17 protein-coding genes and 1 pseudogene are annotated in these 22,479 nt (G+C 40.9%); 12 read left to right on the forward strand and 6 right to left on the reverse strand.

Going from position 1 to position 22,479, the window contains the following annotated elements:
* Nucleotides 1–189: 189 nt before the first annotated feature.
* From AC1DYB_RS05980 to AC1DYB_RS06010, 7 genes are all read left to right on the forward strand, one after another.
* Complete coding sequence (locus tag AC1DYB_RS05980; protein WP_477433231.1) at nt 190–804, forward strand: biopolymer transporter ExbD; 615 nt, start codon at nt 190–192, stop codon at nt 802–804.
* Nucleotides 801–1,367, forward strand: a complete 567-nt coding sequence (locus AC1DYB_RS05985; protein ID WP_477433415.1) for a DNA-3-methyladenine glycosylase I — start codon at nt 801–803, stop codon at nt 1,365–1,367. The genes AC1DYB_RS05980 and AC1DYB_RS05985 overlap by 4 nt, the downstream gene beginning before the upstream one ends.
* Nucleotides 1,368–1,621: 254 nt before the next feature.
* Nucleotides 1,622–4,429, forward strand: coding sequence for a DNA polymerase I (gene polA, locus AC1DYB_RS05990; RefSeq protein WP_477433233.1), 2,808 nt, complete (start codon nt 1,622–1,624; stop codon nt 4,427–4,429).
* A 40-nt stretch (nt 4,430–4,469) separates the two neighbouring features.
* Nucleotides 4,470–5,261, forward strand: coding sequence for a hypothetical protein (locus AC1DYB_RS05995; RefSeq protein ID WP_477433235.1), 792 nt, complete (start codon nt 4,470–4,472; stop codon nt 5,259–5,261).
* Between the two features lie 255 nt (nt 5,262–5,516).
* Nucleotides 5,517–6,941 (forward strand): glycogen synthase, encoded by a 1,425-nt coding sequence (locus AC1DYB_RS06000; RefSeq protein WP_477433237.1) that lies wholly within the window; start codon nt 5,517–5,519, stop codon nt 6,939–6,941.
* Entirely contained in the window at nt 6,938–8,200 is a 1,263-nt protein-coding gene (locus AC1DYB_RS06005; protein ID WP_477398857.1) for a glucose-1-phosphate adenylyltransferase, read from the forward strand. The genes AC1DYB_RS06000 and AC1DYB_RS06005 overlap by 4 nt, the downstream gene beginning before the upstream one ends.
* Before the next feature lie 70 nt (nt 8,201–8,270).
* Nucleotides 8,271–8,453 carry a hypothetical protein gene (locus tag AC1DYB_RS06010; RefSeq protein ID WP_477398855.1) on the forward strand — a complete coding sequence of 61 codons (183 nt, stop codon included), beginning with the start codon at nt 8,271–8,273 and terminating at the stop codon, nt 8,451–8,453.
* 159 nt (nt 8,454–8,612) lie between these two features.
* Here the strand turns inward: AC1DYB_RS06010 and AC1DYB_RS06015 are convergent, their stop codons facing one another.
* From AC1DYB_RS06015 to AC1DYB_RS06025, 3 genes are all read right to left on the reverse strand, one after another.
* Nucleotides 8,613–9,293, reverse strand: coding sequence for a metal-dependent hydrolase (locus AC1DYB_RS06015; RefSeq protein WP_477433239.1), 681 nt, complete (start codon nt 9,291–9,293; stop codon nt 8,613–8,615).
* A 60-nt stretch (nt 9,294–9,353) separates the two neighbouring features.
* Nucleotides 9,354–9,668, reverse strand: a complete 315-nt coding sequence (locus tag AC1DYB_RS06020) for a YbaB/EbfC family nucleoid-associated protein (RefSeq protein WP_295716627.1) — start codon at nt 9,666–9,668, stop codon at nt 9,354–9,356.
* Between the two features lie 167 nt (nt 9,669–9,835).
* The gene (locus AC1DYB_RS06025) at nt 9,836–11,050 is read right to left on the reverse strand and encodes a serine hydrolase domain-containing protein (protein ID WP_477433241.1); all 1,215 of its coding nucleotides are present in this window, start codon (nt 11,048–11,050) and stop codon (nt 9,836–9,838) included.
* A 109-nt stretch (nt 11,051–11,159) separates the two neighbouring features.
* Here AC1DYB_RS06025 and AC1DYB_RS06030 point away from each other — a divergent pair, with 109 nt between their 5' ends.
* On the forward strand, nt 11,160–12,161 hold the full coding sequence (locus AC1DYB_RS06030; protein WP_477433243.1) for a tetratricopeptide repeat protein: 1,002 nt from the start codon (nt 11,160–11,162) through the stop codon (nt 12,159–12,161).
* 65 nt (nt 12,162–12,226) lie between these two features.
* Here AC1DYB_RS06030 and AC1DYB_RS06035 read toward each other — a convergent pair whose 3' ends face one another.
* Complete coding sequence (locus tag AC1DYB_RS06035; RefSeq protein ID WP_477433245.1) at nt 12,227–12,814, reverse strand: hypothetical protein; 588 nt, start codon at nt 12,812–12,814, stop codon at nt 12,227–12,229.
* A gap of 309 nt (nt 12,815–13,123) precedes the next feature.
* On the opposite strand from AC1DYB_RS06035, the gene AC1DYB_RS06040 reads away from it, so the two are divergent.
* Nucleotides 13,124–15,460 (forward strand): TlpA family protein disulfide reductase, encoded by a 2,337-nt coding sequence (locus AC1DYB_RS06040; RefSeq protein ID WP_477433247.1) that lies wholly within the window; start codon nt 13,124–13,126, stop codon nt 15,458–15,460.
* Between the two features lie 166 nt (nt 15,461–15,626).
* Here the strand turns inward: AC1DYB_RS06040 and AC1DYB_RS06045 are convergent, their stop codons facing one another.
* Nucleotides 15,627–17,483 carry an alpha-amylase family glycosyl hydrolase gene (locus tag AC1DYB_RS06045; protein WP_477433249.1) on the reverse strand — a complete coding sequence of 619 codons (1,857 nt, stop codon included), beginning with the start codon at nt 17,481–17,483 and terminating at the stop codon, nt 15,627–15,629.
* Between the two features lie 204 nt (nt 17,484–17,687).
* Here AC1DYB_RS06045 and AC1DYB_RS06050 point away from each other — a divergent pair, with 204 nt between their 5' ends.
* Nucleotides 17,688–18,473: a LytR/AlgR family response regulator transcription factor gene (locus AC1DYB_RS06050; protein WP_477433251.1), complete on the forward strand. Its 786-nt coding sequence runs from the start codon at nt 17,688–17,690 to the stop codon at nt 18,471–18,473.
* Between the two features lie 16 nt (nt 18,474–18,489).
* Here the strand turns inward: AC1DYB_RS06050 and AC1DYB_RS06055 are convergent, their stop codons facing one another.
* A complete protein-coding gene (locus AC1DYB_RS06055; RefSeq protein WP_477433253.1) occupies nt 18,490–18,699 on the reverse strand; it encodes a hypervirulence associated TUDOR domain-containing protein in 210 nt (69 codons plus the stop codon).
* Nucleotides 18,700–19,180: 481 nt separating this feature from the next.
* Between AC1DYB_RS06055 and AC1DYB_RS06060 the strand changes: the two are divergent.
* Together AC1DYB_RS06060 and fumC are read left to right on the forward strand one after the other, a co-directional pair.
* Nucleotides 19,181–20,673 (forward strand): annotated as a pseudogene (locus tag AC1DYB_RS06060) (molybdopterin-dependent oxidoreductase).
* A 356-nt stretch (nt 20,674–21,029) separates the two neighbouring features.
* A complete protein-coding gene (gene fumC, locus AC1DYB_RS06065; protein WP_477433255.1) occupies nt 21,030–22,424 on the forward strand; it encodes a class II fumarate hydratase in 1,395 nt (464 codons plus the stop codon).
* The last annotated feature ends 55 nt before the right edge of the window (nt 22,425–22,479 follow it).

Below are 22,479 nucleotides of genomic sequence, written 5' to 3' on the forward strand. Positions count from 1 at the left end.
GGCGACGAGTCGACTCACCCCGACATCGCTTCGCTTGTCACCCTTCTCTCCGCTTCGCGCATAGAGGGGCAGAAAAATAAATTTCCTTACCCTCTTTGCACCGTAGGTGAAAGAAGGTCGGCCAGTGCAGCGGAGATCCAATAGTTGTGCGGTGCATGTTTATAATTGTTATCACTTAATCCTAAACTTATGTATAAGTCTAAATCAAGCCGCAAACTGTTTTATGTTGACATGTTTCCTATGGTTAATTTAGCATTAATTATACTGATGTTTTTGCTGGTTTACGGAAAACCGGTTGCACGTTATCCCATCAATATCAATTTACCAGCTGGGTATTCATTTAATACGCGTGATCCGGATTTTGACTTCATAAGTGTTTTGGTTGGACAAAACAAAATTATGCTCGCACTTAAATCTCCTGAAATACGCGAAGATGTTTTAAAACAAATGGCCGAAATATATCATATCCCATTTACCGGGGGAGAAGTAACCAAATTTGGCAAAACCGATGTTATCGGCATGCCCCTGAGTGCATTAAAGCGGTATATTAACAATTATTACAATGTTTCTGACTATTACTCCCAGGTCGGTATTCTGCCGGATTTATCATGTAATGATGAATTATATAATTGGATAAAGTGTGCAGAACGAGCCTCAGTTAAATTACATTACGCAACGTTACCCGTCGAAATTCAAGCTGATGGAGAGACCCCTTACCCGGTTATTAAAAATATTATAAGTGTGTTACAAAAACAACGCATCAATAAATTTACCATAGTATACACATTTTTATGGCAACGATGAATCAACAAACCAACGAAATAACCCGCTGCTCATGGGCCGGGACCGACGAACTTTATATCAAGTATCACGATGAAGAATGGGGTAAGGAAGTTCATGATGACCATATCCTGTTTGAGTTTTTGATCCTTGAATCGGCCCAGGCCGGTTTAAGCTGGATCACCATTTTGCGTAGGAGATATGGCTATAAAAAAGCCTTTGCAGATTTTGATGTGCATAAAGTAGCTGCCTTTACAGATGAGGATGTGGAACGCCTGATGCAGGATGCCGGTATTATCCGCAACCGGCTTAAAATTCTGGCGGCTATCAGCAATGCGAAGCTGTTTATCGGCATTCAACAGGAATTTGGCTCGTTTGATAAATACCTGTACAGTTTTATGCCCGGTGGTAAGCCTATTATAAATCACTTCCACAAAATACCTGCTAGCACAGCCGAATCTGACGCTATTAGCAAAGACATGAAAAAGCGGGGCTTCAAATTCTTTGGTACCACTATTTGCTACGCCCATATGCAGGCAACAGGAATGGTGAATGATCATATTCCGGAGTGTAGCTATAAATTTTAATAGACACGAATTGCACGAACGAGAACGAATTACACTAATTTTAATAGACACTAATGGCACAAATGAGAACGAATTACACGAATTAGTAGTGGAGGTTTTTTGACTTACGCAAATTGATTTGCATCTATTTAATAATGAATTTGATTAAGCGTGATTCTAAAATATCGTATAAATTCGTGTACTTTGCAAAAGCCCATTGCACGCGGGTTTCGTGAAAATTCGAACCTATTCGTGTAATTCGTGAAAAATTAATTATGAAAAAACTATTTCTTTTGGATGGTATGGCCCTTATTTACCGGGCGCATTTTGCTTTGAGTAAAAGTCCGCGGTTTACCTCGGGCGGGATGAATACATCGGCAGTGATGGGGTTTACCAATACCCTGCTGGATGTTTTGAAAAAAGAAAAGCCTACCCACATGGCTGTTGTTTTTGATACCGAAGCACCAACCGAACGCCATACAGATTATGAGCATTATAAAGCACATCGCGAAGCCATGCCCGAGGATCTGTCCAAAGCATTGCCTTATGTGGTTAAACTGATTTTAGGTTTCAATATCCCCGTTATTACATCAGACGGGTATGAGGCAGATGATATCATTGGTACCCTGGCCAAAAAAGCCGAACAAAAAGGTTACCAGGTTTACTGTATGACACCCGATAAGGATTTTGCACAACTGGTATCTGATAATATCCGCATTTACAAACCCGCCCGTATGGGTAACGAAATGGAGATATTGGGCGTTAAGGAAGTGCTGGAGAAATGGGAAATTGAACGTGTTGAACAGGTAATAGATATTTTGGGTTTATGGGGCGATGCGGTAGATAATATTCCTGGTATCCCGGGGATTGGCGAAAAAACCGCGAAGTCGCTTATTAAACAATATGGTTCTATGGAAGAGATCATTGCCCATAGCCATGAGTTAAAAGGGAAGCAGCGCGAAAACGTGGAGCAATTTGCCGAGCAGGGCTTGCTTTCAAAAAAACTGGCTACTATTCTTTTGAATGTACCCGTGGAGTTGGACGAGGAAGGACTGGAGATCTGCGCGCCAAGCAAGGAACTGTTGGAACCACTTTTTGCCGAACTGGAGTTCCGCACACTGGGGAAACGTGTTTTTGGCGATGATTTCAGCATTACCGAAATGAAACCTGCTGGTACGCAAACAGATTTGTTTGGTAACGATGTTGCAACCGGCCGTACTACCATGACCGTTGATATTGAGGATATCCGGGAGGATTTTATTATTGCCTCTAAAAATATAGATAACGTACCGCACGAATACCACCTGGCCGATACCTTTGAAAAACGTGCCAGCTTAATTGCCATGCTTCAACAGCAGGAGTCGTTTTGTTTTGATACCGAAACAACCGGCACCGACGCCAATAATTGTGAATTGGTAGGTCTTTCATTCTCGGTAAAGGCAGGCGAGGCCTGGTACATACCTGTACCTGTTGACCAGGAAGCTGTTAAAAGCATTGTTAAAGAGTTTAAGCCTATATTGGAAAATGAAAAAATCAGTAAAATAGGGCAAAACCTCAAATTTGATATCCTGGTGCTTAAATGGTACGATGTGCAGGTTAAGGGCAAGCTGTTTGATACCATGATGGCGCATTATGTTATAGACCCAGATACCCGCCATGGTATGGATGTTTTGTCAGAAAATTACCTGAACTATAAGCCGGTTTCTATCACTTCGCTCATTGGTGCCAAAGGTAAAAACCAGGGCAACATGCGCGATGTAGAGATAGGAAAAATAAAAGAATATGCGGCCGAAGATGCAGATATTACCCTGCAGTTGAAAGCCGTATTTGAACCTAAATTAAAAGAAGTTGAAAGCGAAAAGCTGATTCATGAAATAGAGCATCCGCTGATATATGTACTGGCTGATATTGAGTACGAAGGCGTAAAAATAGATCATGATACCCTTCGTGAGTTTAGCAAGGAGTTGGAAACGGATGTAGCTAAATTAGAGAAAACGGTTTTTGAGAAAGCAGGAGTAAGGTTCAATATTGCGTCGCCAAAACAATTGGGTGAAGTGCTTTTTGAAAAACTGATGCTTGATCCCAAGGCAAAGAAAACCAAAACCGGTCAGTACCAAACAGGCGAAGATGTATTGCTTTCCCTGGCTGCCAAAAGCGATATTGTAAGGGATATATTAGATTTTCGCCAGCTGCAAAAGCTAAAATCTACTTATGTTGATGCCTTGCCGCTCATGGTAAATCCTAAAACGGGCAGGGTGCATACCTCTTATAACCAGGCTGTAGCTGCAACTGGCAGATTGAGTAGCGTTAATCCTAATCTTCAAAATATCCCTATCCGTACAGAGCGTGGCCGCGAGGTGCGTAAGGCATTTATTCCAAGAGATAACGGGCATAGCATTATATCTGCCGATTATTCGCAGATAGAGTTACGCATTATTGCCGAGATCAGCAAAGATCCCAACATGATGCAGGCCTTTGTTGATAACCTGGATATACACACCGCAACCGCTGCCAATGTTTATGGTATTGCTTTGGATGAAGTAACCAGCGAACAACGCCGTAATGCCAAGGCCGTTAACTTCGGGATCATTTACGGGCAATCGGCATTCGGTTTATCGCAAGGCCTGGGCATTCCGCGTAAGGAAGCTGCCGATATTATTGAGCAATACTTTGCGCAGTTTGTTGGTATTAAGCAATACATGAGTGATACCATGAACTTTGCCCGCGAGAATGGTTATGTATGCACACTGATGGGTAGGCGCAGGTATTTACGGGATATCAATTCGGCCAACGCGACTGTACGTGGCTTCGCCGAGCGAAATGCCATCAACGCGCCCATACAAGGCTCGGCTGCAGATATGATCAAGATAGCCATGATCAATATTCACCGCGAATTTAAAGCACAAAACCTGGAGGCCCGCATGACTATGCAGGTGCATGATGAGTTGGTGTTTGATGTGCCTAATAACGAGATTGAAATAGTGAAGCCTATTATTATGCATAACATGAAAACGGCTATTAAAACTACGGTACCTATTATGGTAGAGATTGGTACAGGCTTGAATTGGTTGGAGGCACATTGATAACGCCGCGATTGTGAGGTATTTGGTCTTTTTGATGGTTATGGTAATTGGTTGTAAACCGGCTGTTAGGCCAGTTGTCTCAATTAACACCAAGCCAGCAGTTGCGCTTAAAAAGAAAATTAATGGTGATGCTTCTAAAGATTATGCAGAAATAGACAAAAAAGACAGCATTCAACTTAAAGTAATGTTGAATGATATGCTCCGTATCGCAAATCAATTAAAAGATAGAAGCGATTACCATAAACAGGTAAATCAATGGAATTATACCTGCGAAACAACAGGAGATATCCGGTTTGGACATCTTTTTGCCAGGGATAAAAGGCACCTGGTAATAAAACGGAATATGGGTACCTGGCTTACCCATATTGATGTTTTCTTGTTGGATAGATCAAATTTTCGTTTAGTTTTAAATACTGTTATAACGGATATGACCATGCTTGGAGATTCTATCCGTGAAATTAATGGAGACCATTTTAAAGACTTTGTTGTGCATTGGTACCCCTCTTCGGGATGTTGCCGGCGAAACATCTACGATGTGTATTTATACCAAAAGGATAAAGGCAATTTTACATCGAAGTATGAATTTATTAATCCAACATTTTCGGCATCTGAAAAAATTATCCGTGGTATAGACTATGGTCAGCCGGGCGAAGGACCGCTTTATAAATATAAATGGAACGGCCTGCATGTTGATACGATAGAATATATTTATCCTGCTGATACCTTACAGAAGGGCCTCCCCAGAGAATATCGTAAAATTGAGGACATTGATTGGTTTATAGATCATTCCATTGGAGAGGTACCAAAAAAACATAAAGCAAAACCGCGTTAGTCGTTCCTTAATTGCATTGTTTAACCTTCAGTCGGAACAATAGCGGCTTTTTTTATTAGCCTCATCCTACCTTAGTGTACCCAAATCATAAAGCGGAGCGGGGCTGAATGCCTCTTTTTCTACCAATATTTCAATATATACATGAAAAGGTTAATAAGATTTTTACAATATCATATCTAAATTTAAAAAACTATATTAATTATTATAGGTTTCTCTTTTGGTAATCTTTCCTTAAATTGAGCCAATAAAACCTAAATGAAAATATTCCATCTGAGTGCCGAATGTTATCCTGTCGCCAAAGTTGGCGGTCTTGCAGATGTTGTTGGTGCACTGCCTAAATACCAAAATATGGCAGGTTTGCAGGCAGCAGTTGTGATGCCTTATTACGACCGCAAGTTTACCCAGGAAAACGAATTTGAGGTAGTTTTTAGTGCCGTTACTTTACTGAATACACGCCGCCTTTATTTTGAAATTTTAAAGGAGAAGACCGATAAACTGGGTTTTGAGCTATTTTTAGTTTACATCCCTGGTCTGCTTGACCGGGAAAATGTGTACAGCTATCCCGACGAAAGGGAGCAGTTTATCGCGTTCCAGCTGGCTTTTTTAGATTGGATCAGCTACTCGCAGCAAACGCCTGATCTTATCCATTGCCATGACCATCATTCTGGCCTGGTCCCATTCCTGCTTTATCACTCCAGGTTATATAAGCGATTGGCAAATGTGCCAACCATTTTTACTATACACAATGGCCAGTATCATGGTGCTTTTGGTTGGGAACAGTTACCCTATCTGCCCGAGATTGATATGACTGCCGCTGGTTTACTTGATTGGGCCGGTGGAATAAACCCCTTGGCAGCCGCTGTAAAATGTAGCTGGCTGTATACCACGGTATCACCAACTTACTTACGCGAGCTCACCATCAATTCAAACGGGTTAGAATACCTTTTTTATATTGAAAGGGCTAAAGGCTATGGTATCATCAACGGTATTGATACAGAGGTTTGGAATCCTCAAACCGACCCAATGGTACCTCATCATTTTAATACCCGGACGCTGGCTAAAGGCAAGCAAGCCAACAAAGAAGCGCTTTGCACCCGCTTTGGCTTAAACCCGGCTAAGCCATTGTTTGTGTTTATTGGCAGATTGGTGATTGAAAAAGGTGCCGATCTGTTGCCTGAAGCCATTGATCGTATACTGGCAGAGTATGGAGATGAAGCTAACTTCTTTATACTTGGCTCTGGCGATAAGGAAATGGAGATAGCATTGCTTGATCTTAAGGACAAATATCCTGGCAGGTGCAATGTGTTTATTGGTTATGATGAGGCATTAGCCCATGTGGTATACGCCGGTGCCGATTTCCTGCTGATGCCATCGCGTGTGGAACCATGTGGACTTAATCAACTATATTCTTTACGCTATGGCACCATGCCAATTGTACGTAGTACAGGCGGGTTGATAGATTCGGTAATTGATTTTGGTGATGAGGGGGGCTACGGTATCCGCTTTAACCAGGTTAGTGTTGATGATATTTACCATGCTATTACGCGTGCCATAACACTTTACCAAAACCCCGCACAATTACAAATATTACGCAAGCGTATGATGGCCCTTGATTTTTCCTGGGACCGTTCGGCCAAAGAATATATAAACCTTTATGAAAGTTTAAACCCTCAGATATGACATCTAAAGTAATCTCAATTGTGCTTGGCGGTGGCCAGGGCAGTCGCTTATCACCACTTACTGCAACACGTTCAAAACCGGCTGTGCCAATTGCCGGTAAGTACCGTTTGGTTGATATTCCAATTTCGAATTGCCTGCACTCGGGTATTACGCGTATTTATGTATTAACGCAGTTTAACTCTGCATCTTTAAACAAGCACATCAAAAACACCTATCACTTTAGCAGTTTCAGTGATGCTTTTGTTGATATTTTGGCTGCCGAGCAAACACCATCAAGCGTGGCCTGGTTCCAGGGTACGGCCGATGCGGTAAGGCAAAGCCTCCACCATTTGGCGGTGCACGAGTTTGAGTATGTACTGATCCTATCAGGCGACCAATTATACCAGATGGATTTTGAGGATATGATCAACAAGCACATCGAATCCGGCGCCGAGATCTCTATCGCTACCATTCCTGTTGATGCAGCTGATGTACCGGGCTTTGGTATTTTAAAAGCTGATGAGCATAGCATGGTTACTGCTTTTGTTGAAAAACCAAAATCAAACTTTGAGAGCTGGGCATCTGAGGTAAGTGATGAAATGCAGGCTGAAGGCAGGGTTTACCTGGCATCTATGGGTATTTACATTTTCAACCGCAAATTGCTGTATGATTTGTTGGAAGGGAATGATCGTACCGACTTTGGTAAAGAGATTATCCCGCAGTCAATAGTTGAGCATAAAGTATTGAGCTATCAATATGAAGGTTACTGGACAGATATTGGTACCATTCCATCGTTTTTTGACGCTAACCTGGGTTTAACGGATGAGATTCCTAAATTTAATCTTTTTGGCGAAAATCATATCTATACCCGGGCGCGCATGCTGCCGCCATCAAAAGTATCAGGCACAACATTGAACAAATCTATTGTTGCTGATGGCTGCATTATCAGCGCTAAAGAAATTACGCGATCGATTATAGGGATTCGTACCCGTATTGGAGTTGATACCGAAATTGAAAACTGCTATGTAATGGGTTGCGATAGCTACCAAACATTAGAGCAGATTGCCGAACTGAAACTAAGTGCATCGCCAATTATGGGTATAGGCGATAGGTGTAAGATTAAAAATGCCATCATTGATAAAAACACCTATATCGGCGACGACGTGGTTATCAACTGTGGCGAAAAGCTGGAAGACGGCGATTACGGCACCCACACGGTACAGGATGGTATTGTAGTTGTTAAAAAGCGAGCCATTATTCCAAACGGCACCGTTATTTAATAATAAATTAAGTAAAAACAATCAATGGTTAATTTGTTATAGATATATTAAAACTATAAAACAATTAACTATGAAAAAGGCACTTTGTATGATTGCTTTAGCAGCAATCTCTTTCGGAAGCGTTTTTGCGCATGGGGTACCCGTAAAATCTTCAAATGGTATTATGCAAACAGATACTACCAAGAAAAAAATGAAAAAGAAGATGAAAAAGGATACAACAATGAAAAAGGACACCATGAAAATGAAGAAGTAACCTTCATGTAACCAAAAAGCCTCCTGATCATCAGGAGGCTTTTTGGTTTATATCCGGGTCATCCTGAACTTGTTTCAGGATCTCACAGGACAAGTAGCCAACATGGTGTATACCATGCGCGTGGGGTGCCGAAACAAGTTCGGCAAGACTATTCAGAAGCTACAAATCAATCGTTTCGCCAATTGCAGGTAACTTTAAATTCAGGCCTGCTTTGATGAACTTTTCTCTTACTTCGTCTTTATCAATCCTGATAACTTCAAACGAATCATAATGTATGCCAATGATGTTTTTACAATTGATGAAAGCGCTGGCTTTTATGGCATCATCTGCACCCATGGTATAGTTATCGCCAATTGGCAAATATGCCCAGTTGAGGTTCTCGTCTGCCAGCAGTTTCATATCATAAGTAAGGGCCGTATCGCCGGCAAAGTATATCTTTTTACCTTCAACCGATAACAGGAAACCAGCTGGATTGCCACCCGGTGAGCCATCGTGCATGGTACTGGAGTGTACGGCATTCACCATTTTTACCCTGCCAAAATCAAAATTAAAGCCGCCGCCAATGTTCATTCCATGTACATTATCAACACCTTTGCTGTTAAGCCAGTCGGCAATTTCAGCAATACATATTACTTTGGCGCCGCTATTTTTCTGAATCTCAAACAGGTCGGCAATATGATCGCCATGGCCATGAGATATCAAAATGTAATCTGGTTTTAAGCTATTGATGTCAATATCCTTTGCCAGTGGGTTATGTGTTATAAATGGATCAAACAATAGTTTTTTGCCATTGCTCAATTCTATTTCGACTGTCGATTGGCCGTAATAGGTAGTTTTCATAGTAAAATGATATTTGTTTTCAGTTATCTTAAACCGTTGTTCCCTTAAAAGGGTATTGAACTATTTACCAAATAAGCTGCCCAGGCCGCCCATACCGCCAAACATATCTTTGGTCATGGCAGCCATTTCGGCCTGGCTTATATTATCGGCCTGTTCCATGGCTTTATTAAAGGCTACAACCAATAGCTCTTCCAGTTCTTCTTTATCAGCATCAGCCAAAAAAGCACTATCAATATTTACCGATTGTACCACTTTATTAGCATTGGCTGTAACTGTAATTTTACCACCTTCGGCAGTACCCGATACGCTGATAGCATCCAGGCGTTTTTTTGATTCGCCAGCCTTTTGCTGGGCTTCCATTATTTTATCAAACATAATTTTATTAGATGTGCAAATATGCGGATGTGCAGATTACAGATGTGCAAATATGCAGATGAGTAACTGCTTAAATGAATTGACACTTAAATTTTACAATTTCAAAACCAAATAGTTTTAAGTCGATTCCAACCACGAATCACGAATCACGAACCACGAACCACGAATTAATCGTCACTGGTATCACCATTGCCGTTGTAGGCGCTTTTTCTTACTACAGGCATACCGGCAGCTCTAAAAAGATCGTCGAGTTTAAGCAGGCTTCCGTTGGCTAAATTAGACAACAACACAACAGTGATATCGTTTTTCATATCGCGCAGGTAAATGTGCCTGAAACCATGCCACCAGCCGGTATGGTAAATAACCTCCTGGCCCGGTGCGGTAAAGGTACGCCAGCCATAACCATAGCTAAAGTGGCCATGCAGCATAGGATTGCGCGGCACATAAGCCGAATCAAGCGTAGCCTGTTTTAATAACAGTCCGGCGCGCAAAGCGCGGTCAAATAAAAACAGGTCGCCCACGGTGCTGTAAATGCCCTTATCGCCCACAGGGCCATCCAAAAAGTTTTGTGCCACAGAATATTTCCACTGACCGCGATCATGCCCTACAACGTGAACCGGGATTTTGTCATATACCGCTTTGGAGTATACATTGGTATGCGCCATACTTGCAGGTTTAAATACATTATCCTTCATGAACTGCGTGTAGGATTCTCCGCTCACTTTTTCGATAATGGAACCCAATACCATAAAATTGGAATTGTTGTAAAGGAATCTTTTGTTGGGTACGTTAAAAGGTCGCGGTTTATATTCCGCAATCATTTTCATGGCGTCAGCATTTGAAATTCCTTTCCTTTGGTTAAGATGCTGGCTGCGGTATATATCATCAATAAAATATACATAGTTCATCATGCCGGAACGGTGCGTAAGCAACAGGCGGATGGTTACCCCATCATAAGGGAAATCCGGAAAAAACTTTTTTACATCATCATCCAATTTAAGCTTGCCGCGCTCCATCAGCATCAGTATACCGGTAGATGTCATGGTTTTGGTAACCGAGGCCAGTTCAAACTGGTAACTTAGCTTCAGGCTGTCGCGGTGCAGGTAATCGGCCCAGCCAATGGCGTTTTCATAAACTATTTTACCTTTTTTTGCAACCAGCACATTGCCGTTGAACCCACGGGTACGGTGCAGTTCCTGCATTACCGCGTCTATCTTTTTATCCCCCTGTTTGGGGTTGTAGGCCATCAGTGCCGTGGTATCTAAAGGTTTGCCGGGAAGGGGGGCAGCAGCTTGGTTTTTATCTTTATTTTTTGATGAACAGGCTGTTAAAATCAGCAGGGTGGCGGTAAACAAAAAGGCGCTCTTATACAATAACTTCATAGGTAAATTTCTCACTCTTAAACGAAAGCGAAAATTAGAAATTATACAGCAGGTATCGATTAAAGTTTTTATTTTTTTCTTTTAGTTAAATCTCTTTGTATGTTTAAGTATGAATTTGATTAAAACCAGTTGCCTGTTGATAGCGATTTTATTGTTTTCTGCTGTTGCTTACACGCAGGAAAGCGACGTTGCTGCCTTAATAAAGCAAGGTATCCAACTAAATAACGATCATAATTATGCGGGCGCGATAGAAAAATATAAGCAAGCTTTGGCAGCCGATCCAGAAAACGCGCAAGCGAATTACCAGATGGCTTTTAGTTTAAATGCATCGGGTAAAGGAATGGAAGGGGTGCCATATTTAAACAAGGTAATTAAAACCAATTCCAACTTTACCGGACCGGCTTATGAATTGCTGGGCGGTATTTATGATAGCAGCCACCAGCCGCAGCAGGCAATTGATGCCTACAAGGAAGGGCTGAAAATAAAGCCGGATTACCAGCCACTGTATTTTAACCTTGGGATAGCCTATTTCCGCGCCAAACAATATCCCGAAGCAGAGCAGGCCGCTATGGAAGCTATTAAACTCGATCCTAAACATGCCAACAGTCAGCGCTTGTATGGCCTGGTTACTTTTCATCAAAACAAAAGGGCGGCGGCCCTAATGGGATTGTGCAGCTTTTTGTTGCTGGAACCCGATGGCCCAAGAAGTGACGAAGCCTATACCAATATGCAAAGCATTTTAAAAGGCGGTACCTTAAAAACAGAAGACGCTAAAGCGGAAGCATCAACCGCTGCATTGAACAGAACATTAAATGCGGCCATAGCAAAGGCAAAACCCGGCTCAACCGCTGCCGAATTATTGGAGAACCAGTTGCAAGCCGTTTTTGAGGCTGTTGGCCAGCTGGCCGAAAAGCAAACAGGTAACGATTTTTTCAGGCATTACTACGCTAACTTCTTTTATCAGCTGAGTAAAACCAATAACATGCAGGCATTTGCCAGGCTGATGGGCTTAAGCGCCAATAAAGAGGCAGGCAAACAATGGCTGCAGCAAAATGAGGATAAGCGCAAGGCGCTGGAGGCCTGGGTTGCCGGCGTGGAAAGAAAGTTTTGAAAAAGAAAGAAATTTTAGACTTACGAGGATAATATCGCAAGTCTAAAATCTCATTTTAAATAATATCAATGAGCCCAGGTAAAGCCAGTTACATCGAATTCCATTTCCTTACTTCCACTTTCATAAAATTCTGCTTGGATAATTATTTTTTTTGCTGTTTTTAGCTTTTTGATCAATTTGTTGGTCGAATTTATAAAAATGACGTTGGTGCTTCCATCAGATGAAGATGAACAGTTAAATGTGGTTGGCTGTTCGCTATCAAATTTGATTTTAACTTCTGTACCTTCAACATCAGTTATGAATTGCCCTTTACTTACTTGCAAAATAGCCTCATTTCCGGTGCTTGTTTTTCTTATGTTTAAGGATGCCGTTGAGCCTCCATCATAAGGAAATGGAAAATCTAATAATTCATTTGCATCTATTGATGCATAGTAATTTGTTTTATTGGTCATTTTATCCTCTTTTTCTGAGTATTCCCATTTTGGCTTTTCGGAGTCTTGAGATTCAGTGACAGAAGAATCTGATTTGCTTTCCAATTTTTTTGATGTTGATGTGTCAGTTTTAGTTGAATCGGAATTTGATGAAATTGCTTTATCATTTGAGTCGCATGAGAAAGCAAACAGAATAAGAGCTAAAAAAGTAAATTTTTTCATAATTATGATTTGGTTTTTTTGCCTAAAATAAAAAATATAAACATATGTTATGCTAAAAAAAATAGTATTTTTTATTTTTAATGGAAATATATTGTATATAATATATAAGCTGCTTTAAGGCAATATGTTAAACTTTAAGCTGAGTGCATTCAATCTGCATAGCGTCTACTGCTCAATTCCGTCCCCTCTGGATTCTCCTTTGGCGTTACCCCACAAATATGCAAAATCACATAATCCATCAAAATAGAGGTATTTGCTATTTTCAACCTGGACGAAAGAATTAATTTTGATGTCACCATAACCTATCAGATGAGATCCTTCTTTATTTCCATATTAGTATTGCTTAGTTTAAATTCAGCGGCGCAGAAAAACACCCCTCCAAAGGTAACGCGTGGTAATACAGACGACTTTGCCATTCCTCAACTAAATATCCCCCAAAACAAAGTATTTGAAATTACTACGCACAGTAAGGATGAGGGTACTTACGGGCGGGAAGAAATTTACACGTACGCATTTAAATCGTTAGGTAAAAACAGGGAAGGTAACAACGTATTGGAGGGTAAAATTGTGCGTGCTTATATATACGATGTTAGAAGCGGAACCACCTTGCTCAATACCGACTCTATCCGTAACACTGGCTTTTTATCAACAATAATATGGTTGCCGCTGGCGATGCTAAATAAGCCCTTTACGGTGGTTGTGAGCCAAAAAGGGGAAATGATAGGGTTAAATGGTATACAACAAACTTTGCAGGAAATCATATCCCGTTGGCATATTAGCGATCTTTCTTCTAAATATATTTTGAATGATGGCAAACGTGTTTTTTCGCAAGCCATAGCCAATCTGTTCTTTAATCAGCATGGTTCAACAGCTGATACTGCTGTAACTGATTACCCTTTTGATAAGGGTAACAGTGCCCCATTTAAGATAACAGGTAAAAGCAAGGGAACTGTTACCGTACAATCTATATATAATTCAGACGGTAATGAGAGTGGCCGTAAATATATTTTAGATACACGTACGGGCTTAATTAAAAGCGGCGTTAAAACGCAGGATATCCGGTTTAAAACAAGTCCGCAGCCCGGTTACGCTGCAAATACTGTAATTAAACTTAAAACAATGGTAACGCTAACCTCAGCGCGTTTGCATCCATTGCCCGATACCGCCTGGGTAAATATGGCGGCTGGATTAAGCAACTATAGTAACTGTTTTACAAAGGGCATTGGTTTTGATAAGATCAAGATCCGGGATTTTATAAACTCGCCAGATCCGCGCTTTTTAAACGATAGATACTACATTTCAGCAAGATTGCGCCTTGCACGGAAATTGCAAAGTGACGATACCTACGATGGTACCTATGATAGTTTGTTACTATCGGCACCTAATAGATATATAGCAAATGACGAGATTAACCTGTGGAATAAATTAAATTTAGCGTTGAGTATGCAAGGTGCTGCTGAAGCTTATGAGGTAAGTAAATACGCCTATAAAATAGGAACAACATTTGACGACTGGTTACAATCCAATTTTTCAACAGATGTAAAAAATAATAATGGCGAAGCATCAATAAAGAAAAATTACGAATTACTGGCGTTGTTCAAGACCAATGAGGATCCCAAATACATTAGAAAGACCACTCCCTTATACTTGTGGGCCATGGCCGAAAAGCGAAAAAGCGATTCGTCTTTTGTAATTGAAACCGCCAAAGTATTTAAAAACATGGACGATCAAGATATGCTTGCAGGCAATGGTGGCCGCTATGCTTTATTGGTTTACCGAATGTTGATAGACACTAAACAACAGGTGCAAGCCAAAGACCTGTTAGTAGCGACTATAACGAAATTGGAAAGATTTACGGCTGATACATTGAACGAAAGAAGGTATGCCGATAAAAATTTACTTGCCGGAGCCTGGTATTTTAAATATCTCGCCGAAGAAGCTGCTGCCGATCCAAATGCCACACAGTCTTTGGCCCAGGCAGTTAAGTATTCGCCTGTAGAACAAAAAGAAAAAGTACATATCAGTACTATAGATCGTGGGTTTTTAAACACCAAAGAAAGCTATCGTGAATTGTTTTTTGAGCGACTGCTCAGTTCTGGTAACGAAGCGGCAGCCCTCAAAATGTTTGCAGAGCATGTAACGGCAATGCCCGAAAGCATAGAGGAAATGAAGGGATTATTCGCAAAAAAATTCCCGGGTAAAGATTTTAAGGTTTTTTTTAATACAGAGATTATAGGTTTATGGCCAGTGGCCCCAGCCTTTATGGTAAAAGGTATAGACGGCAAACAACATAACCTGGCCCAATACAAAGACAAGTGGCTGTTGATAGATTTTTGGGGCACATGGTGTAGCCCATGCCGGGCAGAAATGCCTGTGGTAAATAATTTTAGTACAGAGGTAACTGCCGGAAAATATCAAAACGTTAACTTTTTAAGTATTGCATGCAGTGATACAGAAGCAAGGGTAAAGGCATATCTGAAGGATAGTAAATTCATGATGCCGACGGCTTTATCTGATGGCGCTGTTGAGCGCAATTATAAAATTTTACATTACCCTACAAAGGTAATTATTGCGCCAAACGGCAGAATGATAACAATGGAAAGTAAAGACTGGGAAACCGTAATAAAAAACTTTAGCCAACTGTAAAAAAGCGTCCTGTCTCGGCAAATGTCTCCCTTAAAAAGAACCCCGAGGCCGCATGCTAAATATAAGTCTATACATGTCCGATCTTCATGTTCCCTCAAGGCCATCTTTTAGAGAAGCCCTGAAGGAACGAGAAAGCTTTTGCCAGGAAAGCTGGTTATAAATTATTTTAATTACTCAACTTTAAAACCCACATATGCATAGCAGGTATGGTTGCTTTTTTGGTGGTGTTTAACAAGTCGCCGGTTATTACATTTTGTGCTTTGGTAAAGCCAGCTATTCTTTCTGTGTATTTACCAAAATCAACGGTGCTTTCTTTTTTTGCAGTGTTCATAATACACATTATCGTTTGTTTGGCATCATATCTGAAATATACATATAGTCCGTTAACAGGTATATAATGCATCATTTTTCCGGTTTTTAATGCTGAGGAGGTTTTCCGGAAAGTGCCCAATTTTTTAACAATTTTTTGAACAGCGAGTTCATCGGCTGTAAGACCTTCGCCGGTAAAGGCATTTTTTTTATCCACTGCCCATCCGCCAGGAAAATCAGCTCTTACCAAACCATCGGGATTTGTAAAGCCTTTTAAAAGCACCTCCGATCCATAATATAGCTGCGGAACACCCCTACAGGTTAATAACCATTCATAGCCAATCTTTTGTTTTTCTACATCTTCGCCTACAACCGAAAAAAAGCGGGGCTCATCGTGGTTATCCAACAAAAGCACATTGTGGGTTGCATCTTTATTCAAAAAATCGCTGCTCAAGGTATAATATAATTTATTAACGCCATCCGTCCAGTCAAATGGTTGCATCAACGCGGGTATAATGCCAAAATACAGGCATTGAAAATCTACCGAACCCTGTAAATTGCTTTTGAAAGGTAAACTAAAATTGTTCTGGTTAAAATACGATTGATTGGCTACGCCAAATACCCGTGTTTCGCCAAATAAAGTAAGCTTAGGGAATTCGTCCATAATGGCCTGGTTACACCGGTTAGCAAAATTCATGTCGTTGTAGGTATAGGTATCTATTCTTATACCATCAATTCCAAATTTTTGCACATACCAGATGATATTTTGGATCATATAGTTGGCCATAAATGGGTTGGATTGATTAACATCCGGCATTTCGGCGGTAAACCAGCCATCGGTCATTTTCTTTTTATCTGATGGCGCCGCGTATGGATCAAACTGGGTTTGTTCCCTGTAATTAGTCTGGGTAAATTGCGACCAGCGGTGCATCCAGTCTTGCGCCGGCGGATCCTGCTCCAAAAAATGGTAGAGACCGGTATGATTGTATACAACATCCATGATCAGTTTCATCCCATTTTTATGCAGCGTATTACTTAATTGCGTATAAAGAGCGTCGCTCCCATATCGGGGATCAATTTTATAATGATCGGTAATGGCATAGCCGTGCTCGGTACGGTTGGGCATGTCATTTTCCATAACCGGTGTAAGCCATAAAGCAGTTACGCCAAGGCTTTTAAAATAGTCGATATGATTTAATATGCCCTGAAAGTCGCCGCCATGTCTTAAGTACATCGAATCACGATTCAGTGATTGGTCCCTCATTCCGGTTATTCTATCGTTTTTTGTATCGCCATTACTAAACCGGTCTGTTAACAGCAGATCTATAAAATCGCCCGAAGTTACGCCCTGCGCATAACTACTGCCGTTGCCCAGCGGTTTTGCCAATAAAGGCCATGGTATTACCGAAGAATTAGCCCCATCTCCAAAAACGATTTTTACTGATCCCGGCTTTGCGGCGGGGCTGATAACGATATCAACGGCCGTATATTTTAAGTTGGGGAAATGGTGAGTTTGGAGTACGGTAATACCCGGGTAATTGATTTTAATTTTTTGCTGAGACAGAGCTTTGTTTTCGCTTCTGATTAATAATTGAACATGGTTCATTTTCATGCCAACCCACCAATTGGTAGGATAGACGTTGGTTTGCTGCCCGTACAGATTTAAATATCCAAGTACGGTAATAAATAATAAGGTTAAAAGATTCTTCTTCATGATCATTTAAATGGAGTTGATTAATTGGAGGCAGCAAAGTAAATGTTGACTTACGTATAGCAAATTTTTGATGCAGACAGCAAAAAAAGGAGGGTGAATGACGTATGGATCGGTTACCTTTCAAGTAAATGCGTATTACTTTTATGGCGGCCTCGCTAATTTTATTACTTTTAAAACGTGCCGGATTTGATCGCTAACAGAAAGTTGAAGAAAATTGAATTGTATATCCTATACTGGATATGCTACTTGCTGTTATTTACCATACTGCAGGGGCTTACAGAGGGAGATTTTTTGACGGTTTTTAGAAACGAGTTTTTTAGTTTAATCCCCAAAGTATTTTTTGTTGCCATAGTTGTTGAAGCTTTAATGGCAGATTTGCTTTTCCATCAAAAAATTGTCCGCTTTATAGCGGTGTATGTTTTATTGATGGCGGCGTTCGCGCTGATGTTACGCCTGATAGATAATTATATTATACTGAAATATTTTTTAACCAGCTGGACAAAAGAACCGATACTAAGTGTTGCTCCGTTTTTATATAATTGTGTTAAGCTTCAATTTGTGCTCACAATTCCTTTTTGTATAAAACTATATCAGCTTTTAAATTTGGAAAAGGTGCGGGCATTGGAAAATGAGGCAGAAAAAAATATAGAGGAGAAGAATTTATTAATGGCCTCCAACAGTGGCGACACGTTCCTGTCTGTTAAATGCGAACGGCGAATGGTAAAGATGAATTTTAACGATATATGCTATGCTGAAGCACAAGGCAATTATCTCGTTATCTTCACGATGAACGAAACTTATAAAACCTATTTATCAATTTCGGATCTGCAGAGCAAACTGCCTGGGGTATTGTTTGCGAGGGTACACCGGTCGTTTATTGTTGCTTTGAATAAGATAGAAAGTCATAACAATAGTGAGATAATTATAGGCGATAAAAAAATTCCAATCGGAAGGTCATATATTTCTAAGGTTCGGGAGATATTGCCGTAATGGGTGTGTTTGTAAATTAGATTTTCTTTAAGGCCGAACCTTTGTGAGCAGCAATGTGATCGCTTTTATCACTTTTAATTTCGTATTGCGGCGTTTCCGGGCTGCAATGATGGATATAACCTTTATAGTTAAAATCAGAAGTGTGTATTTTAATAATTTTACCGGTTACGTAACCTGCCTCAGAATTCCATTTTACGTGATCCCCTATTTTAAACCTATCTGCCATATTGTTATGATTTCTGTTTATTAATCAATTAGCTATATCTATATGCCTTGAACTCAATAACAATGCAAAAAAACTATTCAATTGAGTATCAAAACTTAAAGAAATAAATAGTGTTGCCTGTTTATAATATCCATATTTGAGGACCTCAGAATATAATGATAGACTACCTTTTGAGGCCGGATATAATAAGCGGACTAAATTCAGTCTTTACTGTATAACGTTTAAAACCACACATTCTTACAACTTTACGCCATACTGTATAGCTTAAGGTAAGTGTTTATTACTTAATAAATAACAGGCAACAATGTTTACAAACTTTAACGAAGCTGAGCGGGCAATCCGTTTTCCCGACGACAGGCGAATGTTTATTGGCATCAATCCCTATGCGCTTGTTATTATTTTTTTCTTTTTGTTTTTAACTATCGGTCTGGCTTGGTTGCAATTTTTGGTATTTGGTTTGCCACCCGATCCTTCCATAGTTATGCCTGCAATTACCCCGGCAGATCCTGTTGGTTTTCCAGGATGGCTTCGTCTTAGCCATTGGATTAATTTCTTCTTTTTGGCGCTTATTATCAGGAGCGGACTTTCCATACTGGCTGATCATCCCCGCCTGTACTGGAATCGTGGCTGTTCGCCCAGTTCAGAGTGGATCCGTTTTACTCCTGTAAAGGTGCCGGCTGATCGGGTTTATACAGCCAAAGAAGATAGCAGGTATTTAAATCCTGTAGCCGGACTGCCTGGTTACCGCCATTCTGTAGGAATTGCCCGGTCATGGCATTTTATAACCGTGCCTTTTTTTCTGTTTAATGGTGCGGGATGTATTGTGCTAATGTTTTTTACCAATCAATGGAAACGGTTAATTCCTACATCGTGGCAGGTATTGCCTGATGCCTGGAATGTTTTTGTACACTACGCAACCTTTCATATGCCCATTGAGCCAAATGGTTTTTATCATTTTAATGCCTTGCAACAGATTTCTTACTTCGGCGTAGTTTTTATTTTAGCTCCCATTGCGATGCTTAGCGGGATGTCAATGTCTCCCGCTATAGAAAATCGTTTCCATTGGATTCCAAAACTATTTGGTAACAGGCAGGGCGCACGCTCGGTTCATTTTTTGGTGATGCTGGCTTTTGTTGCCTTTACCATCATTCATGTAGCAATGGTTGCAGCAACAGGATTTACACGCAATATGAACCACATAACCGTGAATACAGATGCACCCATGAGCCATACAGGATTATACGTTGGGCTTGGTATTGTTTTATTCACTGTGGCTTTTGGTTTCCTGGCACATTGGATATCCTGGCAAAGGCCCCGTTCGTTACAAAAAACGGAAGCGGCTATCAACGGTACTTTATGGCTTAACACGATCAATAAATTCAAGCCTAAAGTTTATTATAAACAAAAGGATATATCACCTTACTTCTGGGTAAACGGCAAGATGCCCGAATCTGATGAATGGCTCAAGCTGGCAGCAAATGATTTTAAAGATTTTAAGCTCAAGATAGGCGGCCTGGTTGAAAACCCGGTTGAGCTATCGCTCGAAGATTTGAAACAAATGAATTTGGAGCAAAACATAACGATGCACCATTGCATCCAGGGCTGGTCTGGAATTGCTGAATGGGGCGGCTTCCCCTTAAACTGCTCATAGATATGGTAAAGCCTTATCCTGCTGCAACAATTGCGGTGTTTTATTCTTTTGGTGAAGGCATTTATGGAGGAACCTATTATGATACGCATAGCCTGGATAATTGTCTTAAACCAGAATCTATCCTTGCATGGGAAATGAATTACCACACGCTTCCCGAAAAACATGGAGCGCCTTTAAGGCTCAGAATAGAAAATCAATTGGGTTATAAAATGGTAAAATGGATCAGTAAAATAGAATTTTTAGATACCCATAAGCATATAGGAAAAGGATATGGCGGCAAAAATGAAGACGATGAATATTTTGACTTGCTGGCAAATACTTAGTGGCTATTTAAATTTGATTTAGTAGCTTTTTTATACTTCGAATGAAGCACATATCCACGCGTCGATTGCGAGGCACGAAGCAATCCCCAATAAGCAGGTGCGCTTGCAATTTCGCCCTGTGTAGTTGGGGATTGCTTCGTCGTTCCTCCTCGCAATGACGTTTTTTTATATTGATGGGTCAGTACCTTATAATGACGGTAGGTTTATTTATTTTTAAACAGCCTCTTGAGACACAGCATGAATTTTGACGAAATCTTTTAGAGATAATATACTTCCATCCATCACAAAAAGATTACCATTTCCCATTCCCTTACATCATATAAAAGCATAACTTTGCCCCTGCAAAATTTAATGCTATGAGTTTCAGAACCGAACACGATACCATGGGCGAGGTACAGGTACCTGCCGATAAATACTGGGGAGCACAAACAGAAAGATCACGCAACAACTTTAAAATTGGTCCGGAGGCATCTATGCCTAAAGAGATCATTGAAGCCTTTGCTTACCTGAAAAAAGCTGCCGCTTATACCAATACTGATCTTGGCGTACTATCTGCCGAAAAACGCGACCTGATAGCCCAGGTTTGCGATGAGATTCTGACCGGTGCATTATCATCAGAGTTTCCGCTGGTGATCTGGCAAACAGGCTCGGGCACACAATCAAACATGAACGTGAACGAGGTGGTGGCTAATAGGTCGCACGTTTTACAGGGCAACAAATTGGGCGAGGGCAAAACCTTTATCCACCCTAATGATGACGTGAACAAATCACAATCATCAAACGACACCTACCCAACTGCCATGCACATTGCTGCTTACAAGATCCTGGTAGATGTAACTATCCCCGGTGTTGAAAAACTGCGCGATACTTTGCAGGCTAAAGTTGAAGCTTTTAAATCGGTAGTGAAAATTGGCAGAACCCATTTAATGGATGCTACACCACTTACCCTGGGCCAGGAGTTTTCTGGTTACGTATCTCAACTAAATCATGGCTTAAAAGCGCTGCGCAATACATTAGATCACCTTTCTGAGCTTGCCCTTGGTGGTACTGCTGTAGGTACAGGTATCAATACCCCTAAAGGTTATGATGTTAAGGTAGCCGAATATATTGCCCAATTTACGGGCCTGCCATTTATTACGGCAGAAAACAAATTTGAAGCTTTAGCCGCCCACGATGCCATTGTGGAAAGCCATGGTGCTTTAAAACAAATCGCGGTATCATTAATGAAGATAGCTAACGACATCAGGATGCTGGCTTCTGGTCCGCGTTCTGGTATTGGCGAAATCCATATCCCCGATAACGAACCGGGATCGTCCATTATGCCGGGCAAGGTTAACCCAACCCAAAACGAAGCCGTTACCATGGTAGCAGCACAGGTAATGGGTAACGATGTAACCATCTCTATCGGCGGATCAAACGGGCATTACGAGCTGAACGTATTTAAACCGGTTATGGCTGCCAACTTCCTGCAATCGGCAAGATTGATAGGCGATGCATGTGTATCTTTCAATGACCATTGCGCGGTTGGTATCGAACCAAACTACGCCGGTATTAAAAAACACCTTGAAAATTCATTGATGCTGGTAACCGCGCTTAATCCGCATATCGGTTATGAAAACGCGGCTAAAATTGCCAAAACAGCTTTAAAGGAAAATAAATCGCTACGCGAAGCCGCCATTGGTTTAGGATTGTTAACCAACGAACAGTTTGACCAATGGGTGATACCCGAAAATATGATAGGTTCTTTATAAGAAGAGCCTCACCCAGCCCTCTTCCAAAGGAGAGGGCTTTTGATTTACTGCTTTT

The organism is Mucilaginibacter sp. P2_A4 (assembly GCF_056405015.1).